17 protein-coding genes and 1 pseudogene are annotated in these 15,873 nt (G+C 38.2%); 7 read left to right on the top strand and 11 right to left on the bottom strand.

The features are described 5' to 3' along the window. Position 1: 1 nt before the first annotated feature. The 6 genes and pseudogenes from QU01_RS05225 (at position 2) to QU01_RS05200 (ending at position 7,458) form a co-directional block, all read left to right on the top strand. Entirely contained in the window at positions 2 to 1,354 is a 1,353-nt protein-coding gene (locus QU01_RS05225; protein WP_033762863.1) for an alanine/glycine:cation symporter family protein, read from the top strand. A 6-nt stretch (positions 1,355 to 1,360) separates the two neighbouring features. Continuing rightward, positions 1,361 to 2,494, top strand: a complete 1,134-nt coding sequence (alr, locus tag QU01_RS05220) for an alanine racemase (RefSeq protein WP_033762862.1) — start codon at positions 1,361 to 1,363, stop codon at positions 2,492 to 2,494. A gap of 70 nt (positions 2,495 to 2,564) precedes the next feature. Continuing rightward, positions 2,565 to 3,335, top strand: coding sequence for an amino acid ABC transporter substrate-binding protein (locus tag QU01_RS05215; RefSeq protein ID WP_033762861.1), 771 nt, complete (start codon positions 2,565 to 2,567; stop codon positions 3,333 to 3,335). Beyond that, a complete protein-coding gene (locus QU01_RS05210; protein WP_033762901.1) occupies positions 3,319 to 4,032 on the top strand; it encodes an amino acid ABC transporter permease in 714 nt (237 codons plus the stop codon). Before QU01_RS05215 ends, QU01_RS05210 begins: the two co-directional genes overlap by 17 nt. A gap of 70 nt (positions 4,033 to 4,102) precedes the next feature. After that, a pseudogene (locus QU01_RS05205) lies at positions 4,103 to 5,822 on the top strand (DUF262 domain-containing protein). Between the two features lie 256 nt (positions 5,823 to 6,078). Continuing rightward, the gene (locus tag QU01_RS05200; protein ID WP_033763357.1) at positions 6,079 to 7,458 is read left to right on the top strand and encodes an MFS transporter; all 1,380 of its coding nucleotides are present in this window, start codon (positions 6,079 to 6,081) and stop codon (positions 7,456 to 7,458) included. A 161-nt stretch (positions 7,459 to 7,619) separates the two neighbouring features. On the opposite strand, the gene QU01_RS05195 is transcribed toward QU01_RS05200, so the two are convergent. The 11 genes from QU01_RS05195 to recR all read right to left on the bottom strand — a co-directional run bounded on the left by QU01_RS05195 (position 7,620) and on the right by recR (position 15,466). Continuing rightward, complete coding sequence (locus QU01_RS05195) at positions 7,620 to 7,862, bottom strand: outer membrane beta-barrel protein (RefSeq protein ID WP_033763356.1); 243 nt, start codon at positions 7,860 to 7,862, stop codon at positions 7,620 to 7,622. An 89-nt stretch (positions 7,863 to 7,951) separates the two neighbouring features. Next, positions 7,952 to 8,437: a GNAT family N-acetyltransferase gene (locus QU01_RS05190; RefSeq protein ID WP_033763355.1), complete on the bottom strand. Its 486-nt coding sequence runs from the start codon at positions 8,435 to 8,437 to the stop codon at positions 7,952 to 7,954. 96 nt (positions 8,438 to 8,533) lie between these two features. Continuing rightward, a complete protein-coding gene (locus QU01_RS05185; protein WP_033763354.1) occupies positions 8,534 to 9,289 on the bottom strand; it encodes a 7-carboxy-7-deazaguanine synthase QueE in 756 nt (251 codons plus the stop codon). Positions 9,290 to 9,291: 2 nt separating this feature from the next. After that, complete coding sequence (locus tag QU01_RS05180; RefSeq protein ID WP_033763360.1) at positions 9,292 to 9,894, bottom strand: 6-pyruvoyl trahydropterin synthase family protein; 603 nt, start codon at positions 9,892 to 9,894, stop codon at positions 9,292 to 9,294. Positions 9,895 to 9,897: 3 nt separating this feature from the next. Continuing rightward, a complete protein-coding gene (locus QU01_RS05175) occupies positions 9,898 to 10,557 on the bottom strand; it encodes a hypothetical protein (RefSeq protein WP_025454488.1) in 660 nt (219 codons plus the stop codon). Next, a complete protein-coding gene (gene surE, locus QU01_RS05170; RefSeq protein WP_033763353.1) occupies positions 10,554 to 11,357 on the bottom strand; it encodes a 5'/3'-nucleotidase SurE in 804 nt (267 codons plus the stop codon). The genes QU01_RS05175 and surE overlap by 4 nt, the downstream gene beginning before the upstream one ends. Then, positions 11,354 to 12,265 (bottom strand): polyprenyl synthetase family protein, encoded by a 912-nt coding sequence (locus QU01_RS05165; RefSeq protein ID WP_033763352.1) that lies wholly within the window; start codon positions 12,263 to 12,265, stop codon positions 11,354 to 11,356. Before QU01_RS05165 ends, surE begins: the two co-directional genes overlap by 4 nt. Before the next feature lie 15 nt (positions 12,266 to 12,280). After that, positions 12,281 to 12,823 carry a GTP cyclohydrolase I FolE gene (gene folE / locus QU01_RS05160; protein ID WP_033763350.1) on the bottom strand — a complete coding sequence of 181 codons (543 nt, stop codon included), beginning with the start codon at positions 12,821 to 12,823 and terminating at the stop codon, positions 12,281 to 12,283. Then, entirely contained in the window at positions 12,824 to 13,756 is a 933-nt protein-coding gene (gene htpX, locus QU01_RS05155) for a zinc metalloprotease HtpX (protein ID WP_033763348.1), read from the bottom strand. Beyond that, positions 13,743 to 14,888 carry a tRNA pseudouridine(13) synthase TruD gene (truD, locus tag QU01_RS05150; protein ID WP_033763347.1) on the bottom strand — a complete coding sequence of 382 codons (1,146 nt, stop codon included), beginning with the start codon at positions 14,886 to 14,888 and terminating at the stop codon, positions 13,743 to 13,745. The genes htpX and truD overlap by 14 nt, the downstream gene beginning before the upstream one ends. Further along, positions 14,885 to 15,466: a recombination mediator RecR gene (gene recR, locus QU01_RS05145; protein WP_033763346.1), complete on the bottom strand. Its 582-nt coding sequence runs from the start codon at positions 15,464 to 15,466 to the stop codon at positions 14,885 to 14,887. The genes truD and recR overlap by 4 nt, the downstream gene beginning before the upstream one ends. Before the next feature lie 145 nt (positions 15,467 to 15,611). On the opposite strand from recR, the gene QU01_RS05140 reads away from it, so the two are divergent. After that, complete coding sequence (locus QU01_RS05140; protein WP_001115881.1) at positions 15,612 to 15,818, top strand: 2-hydroxymuconate tautomerase family protein; 207 nt, start codon at positions 15,612 to 15,614, stop codon at positions 15,816 to 15,818. The last annotated feature ends 55 nt before the right edge of the window (positions 15,819 to 15,873 follow it).

The following is a 15,873-nucleotide window of genomic DNA, read 5'->3' as shown; positions in this document are numbered from 1 at the left end:
TATGGAAACGATTGATTCGGTGGTGCGTTTATTATCTAATTTTGTGTGGGGGATTCCCATGCAAATTTTATTAGTAGGCACCGGCTTGTTTTTAACCTTTTATCTTAGGGGTTTGCAATTCAGTAAGATCTTTTATGCGATCAAAATCCTTTTTGACAAAGAGTCCCAATCTAAGGGCGACATTTCGCAATTTTCCGCTCTCATGCTTTCTTTGGGGGCGACTGTAGGCATTGGGAGTATCGTAGGCGTAGCAACCGCTATCAGCATCGCAGGGTCAGGAGCGGTGTTTTGGATGTGGGTTACTGGGCTTGTTGGCATGGCGACTAAGTATTCTGAGGGGATTTTAGCGGTGAAATACCGGGAAAAAGGGGCGTTTGGATACAACGGAGGGCCCATGTATTACATCAAAAACGGCCTTAACATGCCCAAACTCGCCATGGCGTTTGCGATTTTTACGATTATTGCAAGCATTGGCACCGGTAACATGACGCAATCTAACGCGGTTTCTTCCATTTTAAGCGAACAAGCGAACTTGCCTAATTGGGTTTCAGGCTTATTGCTCACGATTTTAACCGCTTTCATTGTCATTGGGGGGATTAAATCCATTGGTAAATTCACTTCTTATTTAGCTCCAGTGATGGTGCTTTTATATTTGATCGCTATTATTTATATTATTGTTAGCCATTTTGATTTAGCCATTCAAGCGATCAAACTCATTTTTGAAGAAGCCTTTAACCCCAAACCCGTTGTAGGCGGAGCGAGCGGTGCGTTGGTAGCGACGATGATAAAAACGGGCGTGGCTAGGGGGTTGTATTCTAATGAAGCGGGGTTAGGGAGCTCAGCCATTATTGCCGCAAGCGCTCAAACGCGCCACCCGGTGCGTCAAGCCTTAGTGTCCATGCTCCAAACTTTTATTGTAACCTTAATAGTGTGTTCGGCAACAGCGAGCGTGATTTTAATGGCGCCAGAATACAACACCTTGCTCCCTAATGGGGAAAAATTAAGCGCTAATTTGCTCACTTTAAAAAGCACGGAGTATTTTCTAGGCTCATTAGGGACGGTGGTGATTTTTTTGACCATGATCTTTTTTGCCTACTCTACGATTATTGGTTGGGCTTATTATGGGGAAAAATGCACTGAATACGCCTTTGGTGAAAAAAAAGTGAAATATTACCGCTTGATCTTTTTAGCGAGCGTGATGGTGGGGGCTATGGCTAAAATTGATTTTGTGTGGAATTTAGCGGATCTTTCTAACGGGCTTATGGCTATCCCTAATTTAATCGCTTTGATTTTATTGCATAAAGTGGTGTATTCTGAAACTCGTTGGTATTTTAGCAAACATTCTAACAAGTAAGATGGCATGTTAAAAAGGGCGAGTTTTGTAGAAGTGAATACTTCTTCTTTAAGGCATAATTTTCATGCAGTCAAAAGCATTGTCCCTAAAGACGCTTGTGTCATGGCGGTTGTCAAGGCGAACGCTTATGGGGCAGGAGCGATTAAAGCGAGCGAAATTTTCTTACAAGAAGGGGCTAATTATTTAGGGGTAGCGGCCTTAGATGAAGCTTTAGAGTTGCGCTCTCATTTTTCTAAAACCCCCATTTTGATTTTAGGTTATAGCCCTAATTCTAACGCTCCCATGCTGATTGATAACGATTTGAGCGCTATGATTTTTAGCCTTGAACAAGCGGAGGTTTTTTCTCAAATGGCTTTAAAATCTCAAAAACGCTTAAAAGTGCATCTCAAAATTGATACCGGCATGCACCGCTTGGGTTTAGAGCCTAATTTTAAAAGCATAGAAATCATTAAAAAAATCCGCGCTTTAAAAGGCTTGGAAATAGAGGGGATATTCACGCATTTAAGCAACGCTGATGCTAAGATTAAAACCCATGCTAAAAACCAGATGAAAGCCTTTAACGCTTTTTTAGAGCAGCTTTTGGATCAAAAAATAGAGTTCCAATACCGCCATGCCTACAATTCTGCCGGCATCCTTTCTTTGTGTAACGGGAATGAAAATCGTTTGTTAAACCTCTATCGCCCAGGCATCATGCTCTATGGTTTTTACCCCTCTAATGAAATGAAAGAATCATGCCCAACCATCTTAAAAAATGTTATCAGTTTAAAAGCCCAAATCGTTCAAATCAGAAGCGTTAAAAAAGGCGAATTTATTGGCTATGGCGAGCATTTTTATACCAATGAAGAGACTTTAGTGGGTGTTTTAGCTCTAGGGTATGCGGACGGGTTAGCGCGCACTTTAGGCAATCGCATTCAAGTAGCGATCAATAACCAATTAGCCCCCCTGATTGGCAAGGTGTGCATGGATCAGTGCTTTGTCAAACTCAATAATATTGAAGCCAAAGAGGGCGATGAGGTCATCTTATTTGGGGATAAAAGCACCAAGGCTAATGACGCAAGCGAGATCGCTGTGCTTTTAAACACCATTCCTTATGAAACCATCAGCACTTTGTCCAAACGCTTGGAGCGCGTCTATATTTAAAATCAAACCATGCAAAATTTTTATTTTGCGCTAGAATGCGCGAAAAATAAAAATCAGGATTGACTAAAAAATGAAAAAAGTTTTATTTTTATTGGTAATAAGCTTTTTTGGGGGTTTTTTGAACGCTTCTAGCCTGTATGAAAAACTGATTAATAAAGAAACGATCAGCGTTGGCACAGAAGGCATTTATCCCCCTTTCACTTACCATGATAAAGAGGGCAAGCTCACCGGCTATGATGTGGAGGTGGCTAGGGAGTTGGCCAAAGAGCTTGGCGTGAAAATCAAATTCCACGAAACTTCATGGGATATTATGCTTACAGGCCTGAAATCGGGGCGTTTTGATATGGTCGCTAACCAGGTGAGTTTGACGACTAAAAAACGCCAAGCGGCTTTTGATAAAAGCTTGCCTTATAGCTATTCAGGCACGATCATGTTAGTTAGAAAAGATGAAAACCGCATTAAAGATATTAAAGACATTAAGGGCTTAAAGGCGGCTAACACTTTAAGCTCCACTTATGGGGAAATCGCTTTTAAATACGACGCTCAAATCGTTTCGGTGGATTCTATGGCGCAAGCCTTGTTGTTAGTGGCGCAAAAACGAGCCGATTTGACCTTAAATAGTTCTTTAGCGATCTTAAACTACCTAAACACCCACAAAGATAACCCCTTTAAAATCGCATGGGAGTCCCAAGAAAAAGACGGGGGCGCTTCCTTTGTTATTAACAAGCACCAAGAAAAAGCTTTAGAGCTTATCAACCAGGCGATGCAAAGATTGATCAATAAAGGGGTTTTAAAACGCTTAGGCGAACAATTTTTTGGAAAAGATGTCAGCCAGCCCTAATCTGTCTTTGTTTTTTGAATCTTTAGATTTAAGCAAGGAGCGTTTGGAATTATTGTTAGAGGCTTTCTACCCCATGTTAAAAGCCGCTTTTTCTATTTCTTTGCCTTTAGCGGTTACCTCTTTTATTTTGGGCTTATTCATTGCGGTTATGGTGGCCCTCATTAAAATCGCGCCCCCTAAACATTTCATTCATAAGGCTTTATTAGTGGGCGTGAATTTTTATGTCTCGCTCATTAGAGGCACGCCTTTATTGGTCCAAATTGTGGTGGTGTTTTATGGTTTGCCCGCCCTTGGGGTTTATATGGATCCAATCCCAGCAGGCATTATTGCGTTTTCTTTTAATGTGGGGGCATACGCTTCAGAGACTTTGAGGGCGAGCTTTCTTTCTGTCCCTAAAGATCAATGGGATTCAAGCTTGAGTTTGGGCTTGAATTACTTGCAAACCTTTTGGCATGTCATCTTTTTTCAAGCGCTCAAAGTCGCCACGCCAAGCTTGAGTAACACCTTCATCAGCCTTTTTAAAGAAACTTCTTTAGCTTCTGTGGTAACTATCGCAGAGGTTTTTAGAATCGCGCAGCAAAAAGCGAACGCTAGCTATGACTTTCTCCCTATTTATTTGGAAGCCGCTTTGATTTACTGGCTTTTTTGCTTGGTTTTAGAAGTGATCCAAAAGCGCGTGGAAAAAATCTTAAATTAAAGTTGGCTCTCTAATCTCTTTAATATTTGATTATAATACAGCCTAAATAATACAAAATAAGGAGATTCTCATGGGTGTGTTTTTAGATAAGAGCATTAAAGATGTGGTAGATGAATTGAATGCTCGTTATTTTTTGCCTGACATTCAGCGCGAGTATGTGTGGCTCAAAAAAGCCGATGAAAAAAAGATAGAGCAACTTTTTGACTCCATTCTTAGGGGTTATCCTATCGGCTCTTTTTTATTTTGGAAATTACAAAAGGAGGATATAGCCAAGAGCGATGAACAAGATAGCGATAAACTCAATTTCCAACTTTATCAATTCATCACAAATTACGATGAGCGAAAGCCCCACAATGAAAAAATCCATGTTGAACAAATTAGGCGTGATGATTTGTATATCGTCCTAGATGGCCAACAGCGTTTAACCTCGCTTTATATCGGGCTTAAAGGCACTAGAACGCTTAAGAAAAAGAACGCTAAAATCAACAACCCTAACGCTTATGAAGAGAAGCGTTTGTATTTGAACTTGAAGCACCAGCCAAACATGGACAACCCAGAAGACAATTACCAGTTTGAATTTCATGCAAAAACGCCTGAAAACGATAAAGAGCATTTTTGGTTTAAGGTGGGGGATATTTTAGAGTTGGAAAGTGGTGTTTTGAATTATGTGAACGAACATAGATTAGAAAAGAACGAATTGGACTTACTAGAAAAACTAAAAGACGCTTTTCACAACAAACAGCTCATTTCATTTTTTGAAGAAACAGAAAAAAATCTTAATAAAGTTTTAAATATCTTTATCCGTGTCAATAGCGGCGGGGTCAAGTTAAGCTATTCTGATTTATTGATGTCTATTTTGACAGCAAGCTTTTCAAGCGATATTAGAGAAAAAATGAATGAGCTAGTAGATGCTTTAAAAGATAAAGGTTTTCCAAATGTGGGGCAAGACCAGGTGCTAAAAACCTGCTTGCTTCTCATTGGTAAAGACACTACTTTTGAATTAAAAAATTTTAATAAAAAGAATATCAAAGAGATTGAAGAAAATTGGGAAAAAATCACAGATAGCATTTATAATGCTGCAAAACTATTAGAAACTTTTGGTTATGTGGGCTATTTAGGTTCAGCTTATATTTTATCCAGTTTAGCTTATTTTTATTTTTTAAATTCAAAAATGAATGAGAACGATAAAGAACAAGCCCTAAAATTTGTCCGTAACGCTCAAATCACGAGTTATTTTACTCCTTCAACGGATACAAAATTAAACAACATAGCCAATAGCATGAAGGATGTGAAAACCTTTGAAGCATTCAACCACAATTTAGCCAAACACCAAGCATGGCCTTTAAAAATCACTAACGATGCTATAGAAGACATGATATATTCTAGTAGCGATGCTAGAGTCTTTCCTGTTTTACAAATCTTATACCTCTTATACCCAAATCTGAATTATAAAGCCACCACTTTTCATATAGATAGACCATATTTATCCAAAGTCCAAGTTTAATGAGAAGAATAAAAAATTAAATAAAGATTTCTATAAGTGGAAGGATTATTTATTCAATCTCCAGCTTTTAGAAGGTGCAGAAAACAGCACCAAAAAGGATAAAGACCCTGAAGTGTGGCTCAAAGAAGAATATAAAAATGAGCAAGCCATAGAAGAGTATAAAAAAAGAAATTATATTGACCCTACCCTAAAATTAGAATGGGAAAATATAAAGGAATTTCGTGAAAAAAGAGAAAAAGCCATCATTAAAAAATTAAAAGAAGTGTTATTGCCTAAGTCTTCATAGGAGTGTTTTCGTGGCTGATATAATTAAGTAGGCGTTTTGACAAAACGGGTAAAACAAAATTTAGACTCGTTTAAGTCATGCTTAATGATAAAAAAGATAAAATGACTCACTTTGAGTGCTAATCAATTTCATTTACTGCTTGTTATCTAGAAATGCCGTTAAGGTGTGAGGTAGTTATATAAAATCAATTTTATCAATCTTAGTTTCAAAATGACAAATTTAAAACAGGGCGATAGCCTTAGTGAAAGGATAGTCAATAAAACATTTAGGCAAAAAAGAGGTAAGAACCTTAGGGTTATCTTCGCTTGGGGGGACTTTAGAATTTTACGATTTTATCATCTTTGTATTTTTTACGAGCATCATTGCCAAACACTTTTTCCCAAGCACGCTCAGCCCTATTTGGTCTGAAATCAACACTTATGGTATCTTTGCTGCAGGTTATCTGGCGCGCCCGCTTGGCGGCATAGTGATGGCTCATTTTGGGGATAGATTCGGTCGTAAAAACATGTTCATGCTCTCTATTTTATTGATGGTGATCCCAACCTTTGCGCTCGCTTTGATGCCAACTTTTAATCATTTTGTGGGTTTTGGCGTTGATAACATGGGGCTTAGCCTAAAAAACGCTCATTATCTTGGTTACATAGCGCCTGTTTTTTTGGTGTTTGTTAGGATCTGTCAAGGCGTTGCTGTGGGTGGTGAATTGCCTGGCGCTTGGGTTTTTGTCCATGAACATGCCCCGCAAGGCCAAAAAAACACTTATATCGGTTTTTTAACCGCTTCTGTAGTTTCTGGGATTTTGCTTGGGAGTTTGGTTTATATAGGGATTTATATGGTTTTTGACAAGCCTGTTGTTGAAGATTGGGCTTGGAGGGTTGCTTTTGGGCTTGGAGGGATTTTTGGTATCATTTCTGTGTATTTGAGGCGCTTTTTAGAAGAAACTCCTGTTTTTCAGCAAATGAAGCAAGACGATGCCTTAGTCAAATTCCCGCTTAAAGAGGTGTTTAAAAACTCTCTCTTTGGTATATCAATCTCCATGCTTATCACTTGGGTTTTAACCGCTTGTATTTTGATTTTTATCCTTTTTGTTCCCAATTTTACCCTTACGCATCCTAATTTTAATTTCACTCCGTTTGAAAAAACCTATTTTCAAATTTTAGGGCTTGTTGGCATTGTAAGTTCTATTATTTTAACCGGGTTTTTGGCCGATAAAATCAAACCACACAAAGTTTGTATGGCTTTTAGTGTGGCCTTTGCCTTTTTTGGCTTTTTATTCTTTAAAGAATTTTATTCTAACGCGCCAAGTTTGGTCAATACCATAGTTTTATACTTTTTAGCGTGCTTTTGCGCGGGTATTATGAATTTTTGCCCCATTTTTATGAGCGATGTGTTTAGCGCCAAAATCCGTTTTAGCGGGATTTCCTTTGCTTATAACATAGCCTATGCTATAACCGCTGGCTTTACCCCTCAACTTTCAAGCTGGTTAAACGCAAAAGCTATAGCAGCGCCTGAAAGCTTGCAAAGTTATGGTTTAAGCTTTTATATTTTTGTGGTTGCTTTAATCGCTTTTATCGTATCGCTTTTAATGGCGCCAATTTACAACAAATCTAATACCCAACACGAATCGCCCACAGCATGAAAGAAGCACAAACCTTTGAGTGATTCAATCAAAACTTAGCCGATAGCGTTGGTGGGTTTTGGTGATGATAAAATTTTTTCGTTTTGGATCTCATTTTGTTGTAAAACTCTTAAGGGGGTGGGGGGATATTATATTCCTCTCTGCAATCTCATTAAAATCCCCTAACCCCTATTTTTATTGGAGTAAGTGGTGATGAAATCCAATAACAAATCTATCCCACCGCCATAGCTCAATTGCTGGACTTTCTCACTGCTCGCTTTAGCGTAGTTGTATTTGATGATGCCATAATAAGCTAATCCTATGAAATCATTAAAGTAGTTTTGATAGCCTATTTTAGCGTTAACCCCTAAAATAGGGATTCTAAAACTTTGCGATGCGCTTGAAAAACAAAATTTTAAAAACAAGCGTTTGTTTTAGGGTTTATTTATCATTAATTAGGCTATGTTAATAAAAGTTTGATGGTTAGAAGGCGTGTGTCAAATGGATGCGCCAATCAAGACAAAATCTTTTCCATAAAAAGAGTAGGGAAAATCAAAGTCTCTTCGCCCAACTCCACCACGCAATCCTCTTCTTTGATGCACACAAAACCAAGCTTTTGATAGAGGTTGCATGCCTTGATTTGACTCTTGCTCACATGCAGAGAGATTTTAGTATAGCCTTTAATAAAAGCGTATTGCTCCACGCTCTCATAGAGTTTTTGGCCCAACCCTTGGGATTGATAAGCGGTATTTATGTGGAATTTACACAGCTCTGCTTCTGTTTGATTGATAGGATTAAGCCCACAAATCCCAATGAGCTTTTTATCCTCTCTCATTTCAAAAAATTCCCCGCCATGCTCGCGCAATTTTTGAACGAACCCGCTAATACTGGGCAAAAGATCCAAGCGTTGGACAAACCCTAAAGGGTTGTCAGCGATGCGCTTGGCATAAAATTCTTCTAATTCAGTGGGGTATTTGGGCGAAAAAACTTTGATGATCATGATTTCCTAACTTCCAAAGATAAAATGATCCCTTAATGAGCGTAATGATAACAATTTTTAGCTTAAAATAATAACGCTTTGTATGATATGATGGATTTAAAACCCTTTTTGATTATCCCACAAGCGGATATGAAGCCTATCGCTCAGCCTGAAACCATGCTTTATGGCTAGGGGGGCTAGGGTTTTTAGGTTTTTGTCTAGCTCGTTGTTATTTGTGCCTAAGGGCATTAAAAAGATTTCATTATTTTTTAAGGAGAGTTGTTTCAAAAGGCTTTGAATTTCTACAATAGATTGAGCGGCGTTTTGGCTATCTAATACGAATTTAAAATGCGCGCTTTTAGCGTTATTTAAGATATTTTGTAAGGCTTTGAGGTTGATCCGCTTGCCTTCTTCCTCCAAAGAAAAAGAGAGTTTGACGCTTAGGGTGAAATGCAATTCTTTTAAAATAGGGCTAAATTCAAAAAAAATAGAGCCATTGCTCTCTACACATAAAGGGATTTTTTTGCGGTAAAAATGCTCTAAAACGCTCAATAAAATAGGGTTATTGAAATACAAACTTGGCTCCCCGCCTGTGAGAATGAAATCAAAATCCTTATAACTAGGGGCTAAATTAACTAAGCGCTCAATCAAGGGCTTAGGCTCATTATAATAATCCCAAGATGTTTTGAATTTGGGATGCACCGCATACAAACTATCGCAACCTGTTAGGATTTCATCATGCAATATGGTTTTACAATTAAAGCCCTTGCATGAAAGGTTACACCCTCCTAAGCGTAAAAAAAGACTGGGTTTGCCTATGTTTTTTCCTTCACCTTGTAAGGAAAAAAAACTCTCAACGACCGGGAGTTTCATTTTTAAGGGATCTGGTGTAAGGGTTTAGCGTGGAAAAAGCATTGTTTTTCATCGCTGATGATTTTATTGAAAAAATCCTTATCATGCCACAAATTTTGAATGCCTTGCGAGAAAGAGACGCAATTTGGATGCACTAAAGATTTAAAATGAGGGTTTTCTAAATCTTTTAAAAAGCTTTCAGCGTAGCCGTTTTTAGTCTCATGCACGCGCACGCTAGAAACCTTTAACTCCCCTTCATTATTAGAAAAAACGCTTTTTTGTAAAATCCTTGAAAGGTAGTATAAAAACATGAGGGCGTAACTCTCCGCACTCAAATTAAACGAGCATTTCACGTAACGAACGCAGTTGGTTTCTATAAAACGCTGGAACTCAAGGCTTTCTTTGTCCCAAAAATGATGGGCATGATCAAACGACTCAATGAAAACTTGCATCTCTTGTTGCATCAGTCCAAAATCTAACGCCATGTTTGCGCTGTCTAAGCGGTTGGTTTCAATAAAAACCTCCACTTCATAATTATGCCCATGGATATTTTGAGCGCATTTTAAAGAAGAGCAATTGCGCACCACATGGCTAGCACAAAATTGATACAATCGCCTGATAACCATCACTCATTGCCTATAACATGGCTGATAAAGGGGCAGTCTTAAATTGTAGTAGTAGCGTTCAGGGCGGTTAAAGTCAATGCGCTTGATCGTGCTTTTAATCAAATCCCTATAGAGCATTTGATAGCCGCAAGTCCTCCCGCTCACGCTCCCATCCACATATAAAACCCGTTTTTGCAGCACCACATCATACCAATCCAAAATAAAATGCGAATTAGCGCTCATTAAAATTTGCTCGCTAAAGCCATTGATAGCGTAGTAATCGGTAGGGGTTTGAGAGCAATAAAACTGCCCCCCAAGAAAATAACAAGGTTTATTGACTTGATCGATCAGTTGGTAATTGTATTGGTAGAACGGCACAGCTGAGATGTTACGGACAATGCGCACATAGATCACATTTTTGGCTTTATCTAGTGGGAATTCCGCTTGCGTGAAGACATTGTAAAAGCCTAATTTTTGCAATTCATAAACAATCACGTTGATATAATAAGAAGTCATCGCATCGCTTCTGTCATAAGCCACCACGATAGTGGAATTATAGTTGAACAAATAATCCCCCGTAACTTCTGAATAATACCCCATGTGCAAGCGGTGTTGGCATGCGCTAAAGAAGAATAGAACCCCAACAATTAGCCCTAAAAAAGCCAAGCGGTGATTTTTACTCACTTTAACATTCCCTCATGCCAAGATTCCAAGCTTTTCAAATCATCATAACTGGTTAAGTCTAAATTTAAAGGCGTGATAGAAACATGGTTTGAAGCAATAGCGTCAAAATCAGAGAGTCTGTCTTCATTTTCGCGCTTTTGCCATTCTAAAGGGTGCAGCCCTAGCCAAAAATAGCTTTCATTCTTGGGGTCTGTGCGTTTATGCACTTCTTTTTTATACAACCGATAGCCCTTAGGGGTGATGCGTTCGCCCTTATATTCTTGTAAGGAGCAATTAGGGACATTCACATTCAGGAGTTTGCGCCCCTTTAAAGGGTAGCCTTTGGTGAAAACGTTTTGGACTAAATCCTGGATGATCTTTTGAGCTAGATCAAAACTTAAGGGAGTGTTTTTGTTTTTGTTAGAAAGGATTTGAGAAATCGCAATGGAAGGCACGCCCTGGATCGTGCCTTCAATCGCTCCGGCCACCGTTCCCGAATAAATCGTGTCTTCGCCCATGTTGGAGCCAAGATTGATCCCTGAAATCACTAAATCAAAACAAACATGTTTAAAAAGCTCATTGATTGCCAGATACACGCAATCGCTTGGCGTGCCATCATCAATCCTGTAATGCCGGCCTTCTTTGCCCTTAATTTTCTCCGCTCTTAAAGGCGCAGTGATCGTGATGCATTGCGAGCATGCGCTTTTTTCATGCTTGGGGGCGACCACATAAATTTCTGCCATTCCTTCTAAAGCTTGTTCTAAAGCTTTAATGCCTTTTGCATGGTAGCCATCATCGTTGGTGAGTAGAATTTTTTTCATGTTTTGCCTTTAAATAGAGTGTTCAATAATGCGTTTAAATTTTCTTGCAATAAAGGATAAGCGGGTTTTAGTAGGTTTAAATCGTTTAAAACCTCTGTTTTTAAAGTTTGAGCGTAATCATTCGCCTTCTCTAGCCCCAATAAATTCACAAAGCTGTTTTTAGCGCTGTCTAAATGAGTGGTTTTACCGCTTTCTTCTTCATCTTGTGTAACATCTATAATATCATCTAACACTTGAAAACAAAGACCCGTTTTTAACCCAAAAGCCTGAAGCCATTTAAAAAGCTCTTCATCTTTAATACCGCTCGCAACAAGCCCCATCATCAAGCTCGCGCTAATCAATTTAGCGGTTTTATGCTCGTGTAAGAAAGTGAGTTGTTCTAAATTTAAGGGCGTGTTCTCAAAATAGCAATCCAAAGCCTGCCCTAAAACCATGCCTTTGATCCCCCCATTAGCGCTTAAGATTTTGATTAATTCCACAATGATGTGGCTTTCTAGTAAAGCGTTTGAAAGCAATTCAAAAGAATAAGTGTTGAGCGCATCGCCGATTAAAACGGCTGTGGTTTCATCGTATTTAGCGTGTAAAGTGGGATGGTTTCTCCTTAAAGCGGCGTTATCCATGCATGGCAAATCGTCATGGATGAGCGAATAAGTGTGCAAGCATTCAATGCTTAAAGCGATTTTAAAATATTCTGTTTGTTGGTTAGAATAATCTTTTTGACCCACTAAAGAGCAAAGCACGGCTAAAAAAAGCTTAGGGCGGAACCTTTTACCTCCATTAAGCACCATTTCAAAAAAGGCTTTTTCCAAATAAGGGTGGAAGCTTTCAAGGTGTAAATGATGGTTTTTTAAAAAGCTTTCAAAACGCTCGCACTCATTATAGTAAAAGGATAAATTAGGGTTACTCATGCATAGAATTATAACCTAAGATTTTAAGAGTTGCATAAATTCAGCTCTGGTTTTAGGGTCTTTTTTAAAGAGGCCTCTTAACACACTTGTTTTAATGATCGCATTTTGCTTTTGCACCCCTTGCATGCTCATGCACAAATGTTTGGCTTTACAAACCACAATCACGCCCCTTGGCTCTATGATTTCATCAAAAGTTTCTGCAATTTGAGTGGTCAGCCTTTCTTGGATTTGCAAGCGTTTGCTATAAATTTCAATGAGTTTAGCGATCGCGCTAATGCCTACAATCTTTTCCTTAGGGATATATCCCACGCTAATATTCCCAAAAAAAGGGAGCAAATGGTGCTCGCAAGTGGAGTAAAATTCAATGTTTTGAGCCACTATCATTTCATCGCAAACGCCTTGAAAATACGCGCTTTTTAAAGCCACTCTAGGGTCTTCTTTATAGCCTTTATACAAGAATTTCCATAATTCTTGAACCCTTTTAGGCGTCTCTTTCAAACCTTCTCGATTCTTGTCTTCGCCGATATTTTCAAAAAACTGGTTGAAAAAATTTTCCATTTAAATCACACGCTTTCTTAAGGATTGGATACGATTTTTAATACTAGGGTGGGTGCTAAACATTTCAGCGTTAAAAAGATAAGCCGCTGATCGGGTGCTATTTTTATCTATTTCTTTATAATCGTTGTTGGTGTAATCGTTAGAAATCTTTTGCAAAGCCCTAATCATGGGCTTATTGTCATGCATTAAAAACGCCGCCCCGCTATCGGCCATGTATTCTCGTGTGCGGCTCAAATACATTTGTAAAATAAGCGTTAAAAAAGGCAAAATGATCTGTAAGGCCCATAAAATCATTCGGGCTAAATTCGCCCCACTATTCTTGCGATTCCCCATGAAAAAATACACGCTAAAATTAGCCACTAACAGCATGATATTGCTTAAAATCCCCACGCACATGGTCAAGCGGATGTCGTTGTGCCGTATGTGGCTGAGCTCATGAGCGATCACGGCTTTTAATTCATCTTTATCCAACCTTTCTATTAAAGCGCTTGTAAGAGCGATAAGAGAATTGGATTCATTCCACCCGCTCGCAAAAGCGTTCATGTAAGGAGCGTTAATGATATAAAGCTTAGGCTCAAAATGAAGCTTAGCCTCTTCTAAAAGCTCTAACAAAAGGCGATGGATTTGATTTTCTTTAGAGCTTAAAACCTTGCTTGTGTCAATAAGCTTGTATTCATCACCGCTTAACATGATAGAGCTAAAATTTTGGATACAAATAACAATAATAACAAAAGCCGCTAAAAACATAATCATGGTGATTGCAGGAAAAATTTGAAAAGTCATGAGTTTAAAAAGGGCTGTGCCTAAATCATTAGCGTTGATTCTAATAACATCCACCAACAACCCGATAAAAGCAAAAATCACGCAATAAGTGGCTAAAACCGCATTCGTTTTGAGCCTGTTTTGCGCGATAATCTTTTCAAAATTCGTCATTATTTTCTCCTTTCTCATGCTTGATTTCTTTGAGCAACGTGCTCGCATAACTCCCTTTAGGCAAGTAAAATCCCAATTCAAATTGCGCTTTTTCTTTGATATATTGAGAAGTTACATTTTCCACAAACACCCAAAAAAACCGCCTGGATCCTAGCGTTTTAGCATGGCTATTTAAAAGGTTATGCTGGAATTTTTTTTCAATTTCTAAACTCAAATTTTTTGCATAAAGAGCTTTTTTGCCATCTAGTAACCCCGTAGGCACAGCTTCTTTTTTCAAAAACCTTTCGCCCTCTTTTTCTAATTCTAAAGCATCAAAAAACTTCCCATAAGGGTAATGGCACATCACATCGCCTTCTAAGATTTTAAAGGGGTGGGCTTGGTTTTTAAGGGCTTTTAGGGTGCTTGAATTGACGCTTAAATTTTTTTGTTTAAAAAATTCTAAATTTTCTTTTAGGCTAAAAGCGCTAATGATTTTGCTGATTTCTAATCGTTTGCTTAAAAGCGAATTAAACAAATAACTTTGATAGCTTGAAATTAAAAAAGCGTTTAATTTTTGATGGGCGAATTTCGTTTTATTTTGTAAGATTTTTAACCCTTCTTTATGGTTGTCATTGAACTTCCCAAAGCGTTGTGAGCCAAAATAATTAGGCATGCCAAATTGCGTGATTTGTTCTAAAACCTGCTTTGTTTTTTGAGCGTTTAGGGGGGTCATTTTTTTAAAGCGCATAAAAAAGCGATTCCCCTTTAAATGCCCTAATTTGATTTTATTATGATGGTAATTCAAAGACAGGATTTTAAGGTTTCTTTCTTGAAAGTTACTCGTATTTTTTTCTAATAAAGGGGTGTATTTTTTAGGGAGTGAGATGAATTGAGTCGTCAGCGCGTTTTTATCTTTCAAGCCCGCATAACCCAATTCAGCGATTTTTACCCCTAAAATTTGAGAAAAAATTTGAAGCATTTCTAAAGTGCTTAAACCGCTTTTTCTCACTTGAATAACGGCATGTTCGCCCGTGTTACTAAATTCATACAAAGGCACTTCATGCACGCAAAAATCCCTAGCGCTAGAATTGAAATGAAAATCAATGCTCGCATGGTTATAAGCATGCAATAGGGGCATAAAGTTTAAATTCATGCTTTGATCCTTGAATTGAACGCCCTTGAGAGCGAAACGGAGTCAATGTTTTCAAAATTCACTCCAGTAGGCACGCCTTGAGCGATTTTAGTGAAAGTGAGCTGGAAATGCTGTAATTTATCTTCAATATAAAGCATTAAAGAATCATTAGCCAAAGTGGGAGGGAAAGCAAAAATGATTTCTTTAATGTTTTCTTCAATCAGGCGTTTTTCTAGAGCGTTAAAATCCACTTCTTCTATAGAATTTAACACATAATAGCGCCCTAAAAAATCCTTTAAATCTTCTAAAATAAACACATCTCTTGGGTGTAAAACCATGCAAAGCTGAGAATTTTGCCTACTCTCATCAGAGCAAATCTCACAAACCTCGCTCTCGCTGATCGCGTTACAAGATGCACACATTTTAAGGTTTTCTAGGGCGTTTTCTAAAGCGTGCGTGATTTTGAGCGCCAGATAGGGGTTTTCCAAACCCAAATGATACGCCATTTTAAAGGCGGACTTTTTACCCACATTGGGGATCTTTTCTAAACAATCCACTAAATTTAAAAAGTGATTCAAGCTGTTTTTATAAGTATTCATTTTGTTAGTATATCAAACTTAACTTGACTTGAAAGCCACTAAAAGGGCTTTTATTGTTTTTTAAAAGAGGGTTGAATATGAAAGGCGCTAATCAAGCGTTTAAATAAAAACGCTATCATGCGTTATCTCAATTTTAAGGAATAACATGCCGTTTATCAATATCAAACTTGTGCCAGAAAATGGAGGGCCAACAAACGAGCAAAAACAGCAATTGATTGAAGGGGTTTCAGATTTGATGGTTAAGGTGTTAAACAAAAATAAGGCTTCTATTGTGGTCATTATAGATGAGGTCGATTCTAATAATTATGGTCTTGGGGGCGAGAGCGTCCATCATTTGAGGCAAAAAAACTAAAGAGTTTTTGAAATTCAAAGGTTGCGATAACATTTAAGGGGTGTTTATTTCCCTA

This window comes from Helicobacter pylori SA221C, assembly GCF_000476855.1.
Lineage (GTDB): Bacteria > Campylobacterota > Campylobacteria > Campylobacterales > Helicobacteraceae > Helicobacter > Helicobacter pylori_DK.
This window is presented reverse-complemented; position numbering and strand designations above follow the sequence as displayed.

What these genes read in the sequence shown, in the direction of transcription:
- QU01_RS05215 (WP_033762861.1), top strand. Translation starts at nt 2,565, where the DNA reads ATGAAAAAAGTTTTATTTTTATTGGTAATAAGCTTTTTTGGGGGTTTT.
- folE (WP_033763350.1), bottom strand. Translation starts at nt 12,823, where the DNA reads ATGGAAAATTTTTTCAACCAGTTTTTTGAAAATATCGGCGAAGACAAG.
- QU01_RS05225 (WP_033762863.1), top strand. Translation starts at nt 2, where the DNA reads ATGGAAACGATTGATTCGGTGGTGCGTTTATTATCTAATTTTGTGTGG.
- QU01_RS05180 (WP_033763360.1), bottom strand. Translation starts at nt 9,894, where the DNA reads ATGGTTATCAGGCGATTGTATCAATTTTGTGCTAGCCATGTGGTGCGC.
- QU01_RS05165 (WP_033763352.1), bottom strand. Translation starts at nt 12,265, where the DNA reads ATGAGTAACCCTAATTTATCCTTTTACTATAATGAGTGCGAGCGTTTT.
- QU01_RS05190 (WP_033763355.1), bottom strand. Translation starts at nt 8,437, where the DNA reads ATGATCATCAAAGTTTTTTCGCCCAAATACCCCACTGAATTAGAAGAA.
- alr (WP_033762862.1), top strand. Translation starts at nt 1,361, where the DNA reads ATGTTAAAAAGGGCGAGTTTTGTAGAAGTGAATACTTCTTCTTTAAGG.
- surE (WP_033763353.1), bottom strand. Translation starts at nt 11,357, where the DNA reads ATGAAAAAAATTCTACTCACCAACGATGATGGCTACCATGCAAAAGGC.
- recR (WP_033763346.1), bottom strand. Translation starts at nt 15,466, where the DNA reads ATGAATACTTATAAAAACAGCTTGAATCACTTTTTAAATTTAGTGGAT.
- QU01_RS05210 (WP_033762901.1), top strand. Translation starts at nt 3,319, where the DNA reads ATGTCAGCCAGCCCTAATCTGTCTTTGTTTTTTGAATCTTTAGATTTA.
- QU01_RS05140 (WP_001115881.1), top strand. Translation starts at nt 15,612, where the DNA reads ATGCCGTTTATCAATATCAAACTTGTGCCAGAAAATGGAGGGCCAACA.
- QU01_RS05185 (WP_033763354.1), bottom strand. Translation starts at nt 9,289, where the DNA reads ATGAAACTCCCGGTCGTTGAGAGTTTTTTTTCCTTACAAGGTGAAGGA.
- htpX (WP_033763348.1), bottom strand. Translation starts at nt 13,756, where the DNA reads ATGACGAATTTTGAAAAGATTATCGCGCAAAACAGGCTCAAAACGAAT.
- truD (WP_033763347.1), bottom strand. Translation starts at nt 14,888, where the DNA reads ATGAATTTAAACTTTATGCCCCTATTGCATGCTTATAACCATGCGAGC.